Origin of the sequence: Streptomyces sp. NPDC091281, assembly GCF_044757425.1 — a bacterium.
GTDB lineage: Bacteria > Actinomycetota > Actinomycetes > Streptomycetales > Streptomycetaceae > Streptomyces.
Window position 1 is genome coordinate 378,784 of the sequence record NZ_JBIVUY010000005.1, and the last position, 12,464, is coordinate 391,247.

Here is a 12,464-nt window from a genome sequence, read left to right on the forward strand (position 1 = left end):
ACGATGTCTCCTCTTGTCGCGGTGGCGGAGGGGGTGCGGGGGTGTGCCGAGCCGTGCTGATCGGTCATCAGGCCGCCTCCTCGAACGCGAAGAGACGGCGGGGGCGGGGCCGGCCGAGGGCGTCGAGCGCGGCGTCGGCCGCGTTCACGCCGCTGCGGACCGCACTCTCCATGGTCGCGGGCCACCCGGTGGCGGTCCACGCCCCGGCCAGGTACAGGCCGGGTGACTTGGTGCGGGCGCCGGGCCTGAGCCGTGCGACGCCGGGGGCGGGAGCGAACGTCGCGGTGCGCTCCCGCGTCACGAAGAAGTCCCGCACCTGTGCGCCGCGGGTGTGCGGCAGCAGCCGCTCCAGCTCGGGCAGGTAGCGCTCGCGCAGCTCGGCGACGGGGGCGTCGATCTCGTCCTGCGCGGCGGACTGGGACAGGGCCAGGTACTGGCCCTCGGTGAGCCCGGAGGCGGCGGTGCGGTCGAAGACCCACTGCACGGGCGTGCCGAGCGCGGCGAGGAACGGGGCGTCGAGGACCTTGCGGTCGTAGACGACGTGGACGTTCAGGATGGGCGCGGTGCCGATCTCCAGCAGCCGCCCGGGGGCGTCGAGCGCGCCGTCCGGCAGCAGGTCGTGGGTCTCGCGCTGCGGTACGGCGAGGACGACGGCGTCGGCGGTGAACGTCTCTCCGGGGGTGTGGACGCGCCAGGTGCCGTCCGGCTCCCGGTCGAGGGAGGCGACGCGGGTGCGGGTCTCGGTGCGGACGCCCGCCGCGTCGAGCGCCTTGCGGGCGAGCCCGTCGTGGAGGTCGCCGAGCGGGACGTGGGCCCAGCCGATGTCGGCGGCGCCCGCCTCGGAGAGCAGGCCGGTCTTGAACACCATCGCGGCGAGCGCGAGGGAGGTGTCCCCGGCGACGGCGTTGAGGGTGGCGACGCCGACCAGGTCCCACAGGGCCTCGACGGCGCGCGGCGACTGGCCGTGCGCGGCGAGCCAGGTACCGAAGTCCTGGTCGTCGAGGGCCGGGTCGGTGAGGTCGAGGGCCTTCAGGGCGAGGGCGGCGCGGCCGACGCGGGCCCGTTCGGCGAGCGAGAGGTGCGGGTAGGCGGCGATGCCTCGCCCTAGGTGCAGCGGGACCGGCAGCGCGTCGCGCCGGATACGGCCGAGGCGGCGTCCGGCGGGGCGGTCGAGGTCGACGACGGGCACGTCGAGACGTTCCTGCAGCGGTGCCAGCGCGGTGGCGTCGACGCGGTCGAGGAACCAGCGGTAGGCGGTGCAGCAGCGCAGGTAGACGTGCTGTCCGTTGTCGACGGTGAGGCCGTCGCGCCGGAAGGAGAAGGCCAGGCCGCCCAGGCGCGGGCGGCCCTCCAGCAGGGTCACGCGGACCCCGGCGTCGGCGAGCGCGAGCGCGGCGGTGATCCCGGCGAGCCCGCCGCCGACCACGACGGTGTGCCGCCCGGCGGAGTCCGGGACGTGCGGCAGCGCCTCGTCGCTCATCGTGCACCCTCCCCTGCGGTCCCACCGTGTCGGTTGCACTCTGCACGGCGGGCCGTCGCCGTCAGGGACGCCGCGCCGGAGCGGAGGGTTGCGTACCGCGTTTCGCCCTCGCCGGCCCCCGCGCGCGCCCCGTCGGCCGGGCCCGCCGCGCCGCGCGCGCGGACGCCGCGGCGCCCGGTGGCCGAGAAGCCGTCGCCGGTGCCGTCCCCGGCGTCCGTGCCGTCCCGCCGCTCCATCAGGGCTGCCTCCTGAGCGTCAGCCGCGCCACGTGGCGCGCGTCCAGGCCGGACAGGCCGCGCACGGCGACGTAGGCCTTCTCGTGGCCGGACAGGGAGACCCGGCCGCGCAGGACGGCCTCGGGGTCGCGCTCGATGCGGTCGAGGAGGCGGCGGTAGATGCCCGCCATCGCGGCCACGCAGGCGCCGCTGCGCCGGTCGAGCAGCGGCAGCAGCCGGTAGCCCTCGGCGAACAGGGCGCGGGCCCGCCGCACCTCGAAGTGGACGAGACCCGCGAAGTCGGACCCCTCCGGCGGTCTCGGCCCGTCGAACCCGGCCGAACAGCCGAACTTGGCGAGGTCGTCGGCGGGCAGGTAGGTCCGGCCGGCCGCCGCGTCCTCCCGCACGTCGCGGAGGATGTTGGTGAGCTGGAGGGCGAGCCCGAGGGTGTCGGCGTACTCCGGCGCGCGGTCGGCGCCGCGCGCGCCCGGCTCGGTGCCGAACACGCCGAGCGAGAGCCGCCCGATCGCGCCGGCCACGCAGCGGCAGTACGCGCGCAGGTCGTCCCAGGTCTCGTAGGTCTCGCCGCGGACGTCCATGAGGACGCCGTCGATCAGCTCGTCCAGGCCCTCCAGCGGGATCGGGAAGACCCGCGCGGCGTGCGCGAGGGCGACCGCGACGGGGTCGGTGTCGTCCTCGTCGACCTCGCCCGCGCGGATACGGGTCAGCAGCGCCCGGGTCTCGTCGAGCCGGACGTTCTTGACCTCGCCGTCCAGGGCGCCGTCGCCGATGTCGTCCACGCGGCGCGAGAGCGCGTAGAGCGCCGACATGGCGCGCCGCTTCGGTGTGGGCAGCAGCCGGATACCGTACGCGAAGTTCCGGGCCTGCTGCCCGGTGACGGCCTCGCAGTAGCTGTAGGCGGCGAGGACCGGTGCGGACAGGGTGGGCACTGGGTCCACGGTCCGGATCACCCCTCTCCTCTCAAAGACAGGCCCGTCTCGCGTAGCAGCCGCAGCGTGCCGGGCTTGGGCGGGCCGGGAAGGACGTCGTGGTCGGCGGCGGTGATCGCGTGGATCGCCGCCCGGCCGCCCGCCACGAACCCGGCGAGCAGCAGCCTGAGGCGGCCTCGGACGCTGCGCACCAGGGGCGCGCCCTCGTCCAGCAGGTCACGGGCGCGGGCGGCCTCGTAGGCGATCAGGGCGCGCACGGAGGCGTTCGCGGAGTCCGCGGCGAGGTCGCTCTCCTGCACGTGGAACCGCTTCATGTCCTCGGCGGGCAGGTACACGCGGTCGCGGCCCAGGTCCTCGGCCACGTCCTGGAGGTGCTCGACGATCTGGAGGCCGGTGCAGACCGCGTCGGAGCGCCGGACCCGCTCGGGGGTGGTGGTGCCGGTGACGGCGAGCACCAGCCGGCCGACGGGGTTCGCGGAGAGTTCGCAGTACGCGAGGAGGTCGTCCCAGGTCTCGTAGCGGGCGACGAGCTGGTCCTGGCGGTTGGCGGCGATCAGTCCGAGGAACGGTTCGGGGGACAGCGCGCGGCGCCGGACGGTCGGCTGGAGGCTCCGCAGCAGGGGGTGGGCGGGGGTGCCGTCGAAGACGCGGCGCAGGTCGGCCTCGAAGGCGTCCAGGAGCACCAGCCGGTCCTCGGCGTCGGCGTCGGACACGCCGAGCAGGCGGGCGTCGGCGCCGCCGGGGGCGAGGTCGCCGTCGCCGATGTCGTCGACGAGGCGGGCGAAGCCGTAGACGGCCATGAGGTCGTCGCGCCAGGCGCGCGGGAGGAAGAAGGGGGCGACGGGGAAGTTCTCGTCGGCGGCCTTCGCGAGGGTGGCCCGCGCCGGGTCCGCGCCGGGAGGCGCCGTGCGCTCCGTCCGCGCCGTCACGGGGTGCTCCCCTGGGCAGGGACGGCGCGCGCTGCCTTGAGCTGGGGAGTTTCCGTAGCCATTGCCGTCACATCTCCCGTTCTACACCGACAACCCAGGACCCACTATTTCGGACACGCCGCCCGGCCCTCCGCGCGGCGGGGCCGTCCGAGGGTGTCGCGCATTATCGCCCCACTTGGCGTGTTTCGGGACCGGTCCAGCTTACGTTGTACAACGCGTGAGGGATCGCGGGGGTGTCCCGCAGATCACAACAACACACCGATCGCCGCCAAGCTTCCGGCGCCGAGCCGGAGTTGACGCTTCCTTTGCAGACGCGGGCCCCGCCGGAGGGTTCCGGCGGGGCCCGGCGGCCGGGGGCCGCGTCCGCGCGTTCCGGTCGCTACTTGCCGGAGAACTTCTCGTACTCCCGCAGGACCTCTTCGGTGGGGCCGTCCATGCGCAGTTCGCCGCGTTCCAGCCACAGGACGCGGTCGCAGGTGTCGCGGATGGACTTGTTGCTGTGGCTGACCAGGAAGACCGTGCCCGCCTGGCCGCGCAGCTGCCGGATGCGCTCCTCGGAGCGCTTGCGGAACTTGGCGTCGCCGGTGGCGAGCGCCTCGTCGATCATCAGGACGTCGTGGTCCTTGGCGGCGGCGATGGAGAACCGCAGGCGGGCCTGCATGCCGGACGAGTAGGTGCGCATGGGGAGGGTGACGAAGTCGCCCTTCTCGTTGATGCCGGAGAAGTCGACGATCTCCTGGTAGCGCTCCTTGACCTGCTCGCGGGACATGCCCATGGCGAGGCCGCCGAGGATGATGTTGCGCTCGCCGGTCAGGTCGTTCATCAGGGCCGCGTTGACGCCGAGCAGGGAGGGCTGGCCGTCGGTGTAGACCTTGCCGCTCTCCGGGGGCAGCAGCCCGGCGATGGCCCGCAGCAGGGTGGACTTGCCGGAGCCGTTGGAGCCGATGAGGCCGATGGCCTCGCCGCGGTGGGCGACGAAGGAGACCCCGCGCACCGCGTGCACCTTGCGCACGCCCCGCTCGTCGCCGCGCTTGACGATGCGGCTGAGCGCGGACGTGGCGCTGCCCTTGCCGGAGCGGGCGCCGTGGACGCGGTAGACGATGTGGACGTCCTCGGCGATGACGGTCGGGACGGTCTGCTCAGCCACGGCCGTACCTCTCCTCGGCCTGCCAGAAGTACACGAACCCGCCGACGGCGAAGAGGGCCGCCCAGCCGCCCGCGACCGCCCAGACGTGGTCGGGCAGGTTCTCGGCGCCGTACTCCTCGATGAGGGCGAAGCGCATCAGGTCCATGTAGATGGCGGCCGGGTTCCACTGGAGGATGTTCGCCATCCACTGGGGCTTGTCGGCGAGGAAGACCGGGATGGAGAACATGACGCCGGAGGCGTACATCCAGGTCCGCATCACGAACGGCATCAGCTGGGCCAGGTCCGGGGTCTTGGCGCCCGCGCGGGCGAAGACCAGGGCCAGGCCGGTGTTGAAGCAGAACTGGAGGGCCAGCGCGGGCAGGATCAGCAGCCAGGACATGTCCGGGTAGCTGCCGAAGGCGATCGCCACCGCGAAGAGCACGATCATCGAGTACAGCAGTTGCTGGAGCTGCTGGAGCGCGAAGGAGATCGGCAGGGAGGCGCGCGGGAAGTGCAGGGCGCGGACCAGGCCGAGGTTGCCGGAGATCGCGCGCACCCCGGTCATCACGGAGCTCTGGGTGAAGGTGAAGACGAAGACGCCGGTGACGAGGAAGGGGATGTAGACGCTCTTGGGCATCCCGCGGCTGGCGTTGAGGATCACGCCGAAGATCATGAAGTAGACGGCCGCGTTGAGCAGGGGCGTCGCCACCTGCCAGAGCTGGCCGAGCTTCGCCTGGCTGTACTGCGCGGTCAGTTTCGCGCGGGAGAACGCCAGGATGAAGTGCCGCCGCCCCCACAGCTGGCGGACGTACTCCCGCAGCGGAGGCCGGGCACCGCTCACGGCCAGCCCGTACTTGGCGGCCAGCTGTGCCGCCGTGAGGCCCTCGTCGGGCGACGGGGGCGCGCTCACCGCGACTCCGCCGTCATGCGTTGTCTCACTCACCAGTAGGAAACTTTCGTCTTCGGATAGCGCGACCTGGACCGTCCGGCCGGAGCCGGTGGGGCCGTACGGACGTACGACGGCCCGGGACCCCGGGGGGAAGCTTGTCAGATGACGGGAGGACGGCCCAGTCGGGTCAGCCGCCACACCGTACGCCACTTGATGGGGCGGCGCGGGCCGCACGACGTGGTCCACCCCTCCCGGAAGCCACCGAACCACGCCTTGAGGGCGGAGCGCGAGGGGCGGCGCAGGAGCGTGAGGAGCAGCCAGACCCCGAGATAGACGGGGACCAGGGGTGCGGGAAGGTTTCGCCGGGCCAGCCAGACCCGGTTGCGGGCCACCATGCGGTGGTAGACCGCGTGCCGCGAGGGCGCGGTGGTGGGGTGGTACAGCACCATGTCGGCCCGGTAGTCGATCATCCAGCCGGCGTCGAGGGCCCGCCAGGCGAGGTCGGTCTCCTCGTGGGCGTAGAAGAACGCGTCGGGGAGGGTGCCGGCCTCGGCGAAGACCTGGGTGCGGACGGCGTTGGCGCCGCCGAGGAAGGTCGTGACCCGCGAGGAGCGCAGCGGGTCGGAGGCGCGCAGCCGGGGGACGTGGCGGCGCTGGGTCTCGCCGGTGTCCGGGTCGGCTATGCGGAAGCTGACGATGCCGAGCCTCGGGTCGGCCGCGAAGGCCTCGCGGCACAGGCGGGCCGTGTCGTGCTGGGCGAGGAGCCCGTCGTCGTCGAGGAACAGGAGTATGTCCACGTCGCGGCCGCTGGGGCCGAAGGCCTGTATACCGACGTTGCGGCCGCCGGGGATGCCCAGGTTCTCCGGCAGTTCCACGGTCCGCACGTGCGGGTGGCGCTCGGTGACGTCGGGGACCGGGGAGCCGTTGCCGACGACGACGACCTCGACGGTGTCGCCCTCCTGCTTGGCGACGGAGTCGAGCAGGGCGTCCAGTTCGTCGGGGCGGTTGCCCATGGTGATGATCACCGCGCCGACCTTCAGCGGGGCGCTCACTTGAGCCTGCTCGACACGAGGACGGACACCAGGTGCAGCACCGTCTGCAGGAGCGCGATGCCCGCGAGGACGGCGACGCCGAGGCGGGAGAAGAACAGGTCGCCGCGGACCTGGTCGGCGATCGCCAGGACCAGGATGAGCAGCGAGGCCTCGATGCCGAGGATCAGGCGGTGGAACTTGAGCGCGGCGGCGGCCCGGCGGGCGAGCGCCATGCCGGAGGAGCGGGGCTCGGCGGCGGACTCCTTGACGGGCGGCAGTCCGCCCTGGTGGCGGGCGACGCCGACGAGGTCGGTCTCCGCCTTGATCAGGATGGCGCCGAGCGCGGCGAGGGTGCCGAGGAAGGCCCACAGCCAGTCGATCCGGCCGCTGCCCCACAGGTCGGCGGCGCGCAGCCCGAAGCCGACCAGGACGGCGGCGTCGGTGAGGTAGGCGCCGACCCGGTCGAGGTAGACGCCGGAGAGCGAGTACTGCTTCTTCCAGCGCGCGATCTCGCCGTCGACGCAGTCCAGCAGCAGGTACAGCTGGACGGCCAGCACCCCGAGGACGGCGCCCGCGATCCCCGGCACCAGCAGCGCCGGGGCGGCGAGGACGCCGCAGACGGTCATCAGGTACGTGAGCTGGTTGGGCGTGACCCTGGTGTTCACCAGATAGCGGTCGACCCGCAGGGACACCTCGCGCATGTAGAGGCGCCCCATCCAGTGCTCACCGCTGCGCCGGTCCTTGACCCCCGCGGGGTGGACGACCGGACGGAGTTCAGCTACCGATGGCCTTGACATAGTCGGTGTACATGTCCTTGATCTGGTCGGTCGTGAGGTCGAGGTGTTCGAGGATGGTGTAGCGGCCGGGCCGGGTCCGCGGGGCGTACGCCACGACCTCGACGAACTCGTCGGGCGTGAAGCCGATCTCCCCCGGCAGCACCGGGAGCCCGTGGCGGCGCAGCACCCCGGCCATGTGGGCCGCTTCCTCGTGGGCGCCGCGCAGGAACATCGCGAAGGCCGCGCCCAGGCCGCACTGCTCGCCGTGGGCCGCCGCGCGTCTGGGGTGGAGCAGGTCGAACGCGTGGTTGATCTCGTGGCAGGCCCCGGAGGAGGGCCGGGAGTCCCCGGACACGGACATCGCGATGCCGCTGAGGACCAGGGCCTCGGCGAGGACCTGGAGGAACTCGGTGTCCGCGATGCCGCCGGGGTGGCGCAGGACCGCCTCGCCCGCCTGGCGGGCGATCGCGGCGGCCAGCCCGTCGATCTTCTCGCCGTTGACCCGGTGGGCCAGCTCCCAGTCGGCGATGGCGGAGATGTTGGAGACGGCGTCGCCGATCCCGGCCCGCACGAACCGGGCCGGTGCCTGGCGGATGACGTCCAGGTCGATGACGACGGCGATCGGGTTGGGCACTCCGTAGGAGCCGCGGCCCGCGTCGTTGTCGAGGGTGGCGACCGGGGAGCAGAGGCCGTCGTGGGCGAGGTTGGTGGGGACGGCGACCAGGGGCAGGCCGACGCGGGCGGCGGCGAACTTGGCGCAGTCGATGATCTTGCCGCCGCCGAGGCCGACGAGCGCGTCGTAGTGACCGGCGCGGATCTCCCCGGCGAGGCGTACGGCGTCGTCGAGGGTGCCGCCGCCGACCTCGTACCAGGTGGCGCCGGGCATCGACGGGGCGAGCCGGTCGCGCAGCCGGGCGCCGGAGCCGCCGCTGACGGCGACGGCGAGCTTCCCGGAGTGCGAGACGCGCTCGTCGGCGAGGACGTGCGCCAGGTCGTCGAGGGCACCCGGGCGGATGTCGACGACGACCGGTGAGGGGATGAGCCGGGTCAGTACTGGCACGCGATCTCCCGTCCTCGGGCGAGATCGTCGTGGTTGTCGATCTCGACCCACGGGACGTCGCCGATGGGCGCCACGTCGATCCGGAAGCCGCGGTTCACCAGTTCCTGGTAGCCGTGCTCGTAGAACTGCTGGGGGTCCTTCTCCCAGACGGTCCGCAGGGCGTCGGCCAGCTCCGGGGCGGCGTCGCCCTCGATCAGGGTGACACCGATGTACTCGCCGGTCGCCTCGGAGGGGTCCATCAGCTTGGTGATGCGGGTCATGCCCCGGTCGGGGTCGACGACGACCTTCATCTCCTCGTCGGCGAGGGACTTCACGGTGTCGAGGGCGAGGATGATCCGCTTGCCGTCGCCGCGCGCGGCGAGCAGGGTCCGCTCGACGGAGACCGGGTGGACGGTGTCGCCGTTGGCGAGGATGACCCCGCCCTTCAGGGCGTCACGGCCGCACCAGAGGGAGTAGGCGTTGTTCCACTCCTCGGCCTTGTCGTTGTCGATGAGGGTGAGCCGCAGGCCGTACTTCTTCTCCAGGGCGTCCTTGCGCGCGTACACGGCCTCCTTGCGGTAGCCGACGATGACGCCGACCTCGGTCAGGCCGATCTCGGCGAAGTTGCCGAGGGTCAGGTCCAGGACCGTGGGCTCGCCCTCGACGCCCGCGGGCCCCACCGGCACCAGCGCCTTGGGCAGGGTGTCGGTGTAGGGGCGCAGGCGCCGACCGGCGCCGGCCGCCAGCACGAGGCCGATCATGCGGGTTCTCCTTCGTCGTGTACGGCGGGTGCGCCGTCCTGGTGGGCGGCGACCCAGAAGCGGATGCTCTCGGCGAGCACCAGCAGGGCCAGGGCCACGGCGAGGACCGTGAGCGCGACCGTGAACTGTCCGGCGGTGAGGAGCGCGGCGAGCACGGCGACCAGCAGGGTCCGCCCCTCCTGTCCCCCGGCGGCGCGCACCAGCCAGGCGGGCGGCGCGCCGGCGTCCCCGCGGATGCGGTACACCGTGTCGTAGTGATGGTAGGCGACGGCCGCAACCAGCCCGAAAGCCGCCGGCAGCGCCCCGTTCACCTCCGCTTTCGCGGCGAGGACCAGGACGGTGAGGTACTCCCCGGCTCGCAGGAACGGCGGCACCAGCCAGTCCAGGGCGCCCTTGAGGGGGCGGGAGAGGGCCTCGGCGGAGAGGACGGCGTACAGGGCGGCGAAGAGCACGACCCACCAGCTCGGGCCCCACGCCCAGGCGGAGGCGACGACCAGGGCCGCGCCGAGGGCGGCGGCGAGCGGGGCCAGGTGCGGGCCGGACCTCAGCAGCGGGGCGAGGGCTCCGGCGAGGGGGCCGTTGTCGGCGAGGTCGGCCAGGGCGCGGGCGGCCCGGTCGGTGCGGCGGGCGCGGCGGGTCAGGGAGCGCAGGACGCGGCCCGCGGTGGTGTAGCAGGCGGCGAAGGCGCAGCCGACGAGCAGCACGGTGAGGGTGACGCGGGGGGTGGTGACGGCGGTGAGGACGGCGATCATGGCCCAGCGTTCGCCGATGGGCAGCACGATCATGCGGCGCACCCACACGGTCCAGCCCACGCCGTCCAGCCGTCCGGAGAGGGCGGCGGTGGGGCTGGTGTTGGCGGTGGCGTCGTGGTTGGCCTCGTTGAAGGAGAAGTCCACGACGTGGCGGCAGGTCTGGAGGATCATCGCGCCGAGCGCCAGCGCCCACACGTCGTCCCCGCCGCGGGCGGCGCCGAGGGCGAGGCCCGCGTAGTAGGCGTACTCCTTGGCCCGGTCGAAGGTGGCGTCGAGCCAGGCGCCGAGGGTGGAGTACTGGAGGGAGTAGCGGGCGAGCTGTCCGTCGGTGCAGTCCAGGACGAACGAGAGGATCAGCAGCAGTCCGGCGGCGACGAACCCGCCCCGCGTGCCGGTGGCCGCGCAGCCCGCCGCGATCAGCGCGGTGAGCAGCGAGGCGGTGGTGACCTGGTTCGGGGTGAGGCCGCGGCGGGCGCACCAGCGGGCCAGGTAGCGCGAGTACGGGCTGATGAAGAAGGTGGTGAAGAAGCCGTCGCGGGCCTTCACGGCCGACTTCAGACGTACGGCCTCGTCGTCGACGGCGGAGACGGCCTGCCGTGCCTCGTTGCGGGCCTGCGGGTCGGCGGGGACGGCGGCGACCAGGCTGCCCAGCTCGGGGCGCTGGACGGGGGTGCCGTCGGCGTCGAGGGCGGCGACCACGCGGTCGGCGAGGCTGTCCACGGCGAGCGAGGTGCCGCCCGCGGCGGTGTTCTCGCGGGCCAGGGCGCGGGTGAGGGCCTGGCGGGCGGCGGGCTGGGCGGTGACGGCGCCGGGGACGGCGGCGAGCGGGAAGCGGGGGTCGGTGAGGCCCAGGCGCAGGGCGTGCGGGTGGCCCACGAAGCGGGCGTCCACCACCGCGACCCGCTGGTCGGCCGGGACGGCGGCGAGCTGGGCCTCCGTGTCGGCGGCGTCCACGGCGGTCCGGACGTCGAAGCCGAGGGACCGCAGATCGCCCTCGATCGACGATCCGGGGACCGGCGATCCGGTCAGGATGGCGGTCGGCAACCGAACTCACTCCCTGGGTGCCGGCGCGTGGGCGCCGGTGATTCGCATGGCGGCAACGCCCCTTGGCGGCACCAGGCGGGCGGCATTCGGCAGAGGCTATCGGATGCCCGGAAGGCCGCGTTCACCGCCCGTTCAGGTCGACTCCACACGGCCGGTACCGGCCTCGCCGAGATCATCATCAGTGATCAGGGGCCCGCCCGACAAACCGCGCGGGGGCGGACCGGGCATCCGCGACATTGCGGGACCCCGGGCTCGGGGCGCCCCGGTGAGCGGGGGCGCGCGGGACGGGCGGCGCGCACGGACACGGGCCTCCGCGGCGGTCTCCGCGAGGCCGCTCCGGCGGCCCGCTCGGCGGTCCCGGCGAGGCCGCTCCGCCGGGCCGGCCGGGGCGGGTGCCGGAGAGAGGCGGACGGGCGGCGCATAGGGTGGGCGGCCATGACGTGGCTGATCACCGGCGGTGCCGGATACATAGGGGCCCATGTGGCGCGGGCGATGGCCGGGGCCGGGGAGCGGGTCGTCGCGCTGGACGATCTGTCGGCCGGGGTGCCCGAGCGGCTGCCGGACGGGGTGCCGCTGGTGCGGGGGTCGTCGCTGGACGGCGCGCTGGTGCGGCGGGTGCTGGCCGAGCACGCGGTGACGGGTGTGGTGCACCTGGCGGCCCGTAAGCAGGTCGCCGAGTCGGTGGCGCGGCCGACGCGCTACTACCGGGAGAACGTCGGCGGCCTCGCCACCCTGCTGGAGGAGGTCGCCGGGGCCGGGGTGCGCCGGTTCGTGTTCTCCTCCTCCGCGGCGGTCTACGGCGACCCGCGCACCGACCTGATCACCGAGGACACGCCGTGCGCGCCGGTGAACCCGTACGGCGAGACCAAGCTCGCCGGGGAGTGGCTGGTGCGGGCGGCGGGCGAGGCGCACGGCATGGCCACGGCGTGCCTGCGCTACTTCAACGTGGCGGGGGCGGCGGCGCCCGAGCTGGCGGACACCGGCGTCTTCAACATCGTGCCGATGGTCTTCGACCGGCTCACCCGCGACGAGGCGCCGCGGATCTTCGGGGACGACTACCCGACCCCGGACGGCACCTGCGTACGGGACTACATCCACGTCGCCGACCTCGCCGAGGCGCACCTCGCGGCGGCGCGGCGGCTGGCGGCGCCGGACGCGCGCGGCGACCTGACGGTGAACATCGGCCGCGGCGAGGGCGTCTCGGTGCGGGAGCTGGTCACGCTGATCGGCGAGGTCACCGGCGACACCCGCCCGGCCGTCGTCGAGGCCCGCCGTCCCGGGGACGCGCCCCGCGCGGTCGCCTCGGCGGCGCGGGCGGCCCGTGAGCTGGGGTGGACGGCGCGGCGCGGGGTACCCGAGATGGTCGACTCCGCGTGGCGGGGCTGGCAGGCGCGGCACGGCCGCTGAGCCGGGCGCCGAAGTCACCCGCACGGCGCTGACCTGCGGATCGTTTCCGCAGGTCAGGGCACATG

12 protein-coding genes are annotated in these 12,464 nt (G+C 73.8%); 1 reads left to right on the forward strand and 11 read right to left on the reverse strand.

What is annotated here, in order from left to right; translation table 11 throughout:
• Window positions 1-67: 67 nt before the first annotated feature.
• The 11 genes from hpnE to ACIQPQ_RS16235 form a co-directional block, all read right to left on the reverse strand.
• On the reverse strand, window positions 68-1,480 hold the full coding sequence (hpnE, locus tag ACIQPQ_RS16185; RefSeq protein ID WP_401304214.1) for a hydroxysqualene dehydroxylase HpnE: 1,413 nt from the start codon (window positions 1,478-1,480) through the stop codon (window positions 68-70).
• Complete coding sequence (locus ACIQPQ_RS16190) at window positions 1,477-1,716, reverse strand: DUF6380 family protein (protein ID WP_401304216.1); 240 nt, start codon at window positions 1,714-1,716, stop codon at window positions 1,477-1,479. The genes hpnE and ACIQPQ_RS16190 overlap by 4 nt, the downstream gene beginning before the upstream one ends.
• Entirely contained in the window at window positions 1,716-2,666 is a 951-nt protein-coding gene (hpnD, locus tag ACIQPQ_RS16195; RefSeq protein ID WP_401304219.1) for a presqualene diphosphate synthase HpnD, read from the reverse strand. The genes ACIQPQ_RS16190 and hpnD overlap by 1 nt, the downstream gene beginning before the upstream one ends.
• A complete protein-coding gene (gene hpnC / locus ACIQPQ_RS16200; RefSeq protein WP_401304222.1) occupies window positions 2,663-3,574 on the reverse strand; it encodes a squalene synthase HpnC in 912 nt (303 codons plus the stop codon). The genes hpnD and hpnC overlap by 4 nt, the downstream gene beginning before the upstream one ends.
• A 379-nt stretch (window positions 3,575-3,953) precedes the next feature.
• Window positions 3,954-4,721 (reverse strand): ABC transporter ATP-binding protein, encoded by a 768-nt coding sequence (locus tag ACIQPQ_RS16205; RefSeq protein ID WP_401304224.1) that lies wholly within the window; start codon window positions 4,719-4,721, stop codon window positions 3,954-3,956.
• Window positions 4,714-5,643, reverse strand: a complete 930-nt coding sequence (locus ACIQPQ_RS16210) for an ABC transporter permease (protein WP_383766683.1) — start codon at window positions 5,641-5,643, stop codon at window positions 4,714-4,716. Before ACIQPQ_RS16210 ends, ACIQPQ_RS16205 begins: the two co-directional genes overlap by 8 nt.
• A 104-nt stretch (window positions 5,644-5,747) precedes the next feature.
• Complete coding sequence (locus tag ACIQPQ_RS16215) at window positions 5,748-6,641, reverse strand: glycosyltransferase family 2 protein (protein WP_383766686.1); 894 nt, start codon at window positions 6,639-6,641, stop codon at window positions 5,748-5,750.
• Window positions 6,638-7,417 (reverse strand): CDP-alcohol phosphatidyltransferase family protein, encoded by a 780-nt coding sequence (locus tag ACIQPQ_RS16220; protein WP_401304227.1) that lies wholly within the window; start codon window positions 7,415-7,417, stop codon window positions 6,638-6,640. The genes ACIQPQ_RS16215 and ACIQPQ_RS16220 overlap by 4 nt, the downstream gene beginning before the upstream one ends.
• Window positions 7,395-8,456 carry an iron-containing alcohol dehydrogenase family protein gene (locus ACIQPQ_RS16225; protein WP_401304229.1) on the reverse strand — a complete coding sequence of 354 codons (1,062 nt, stop codon included), beginning with the start codon at window positions 8,454-8,456 and terminating at the stop codon, window positions 7,395-7,397. The genes ACIQPQ_RS16220 and ACIQPQ_RS16225 overlap by 23 nt, the downstream gene beginning before the upstream one ends.
• Window positions 8,444-9,196 (reverse strand): sugar phosphate nucleotidyltransferase, encoded by a 753-nt coding sequence (locus ACIQPQ_RS16230; protein ID WP_401304232.1) that lies wholly within the window; start codon window positions 9,194-9,196, stop codon window positions 8,444-8,446. Before ACIQPQ_RS16230 ends, ACIQPQ_RS16225 begins: the two co-directional genes overlap by 13 nt.
• Entirely contained in the window at window positions 9,193-10,992 is a 1,800-nt protein-coding gene (locus tag ACIQPQ_RS16235) for a DUF5941 domain-containing protein (RefSeq protein WP_401304235.1), read from the reverse strand. The genes ACIQPQ_RS16230 and ACIQPQ_RS16235 overlap by 4 nt, the downstream gene beginning before the upstream one ends.
• Window positions 10,993-11,427: 435 nt before the next feature.
• Between ACIQPQ_RS16235 and galE the strand changes: the two genes are divergently transcribed.
• Window positions 11,428-12,399: a UDP-glucose 4-epimerase GalE gene (galE, locus tag ACIQPQ_RS16240; protein ID WP_401304237.1), complete on the forward strand. Its 972-nt coding sequence runs from the start codon at window positions 11,428-11,430 to the stop codon at window positions 12,397-12,399.
• Window positions 12,400-12,464 lie beyond the last annotated feature (65 nt).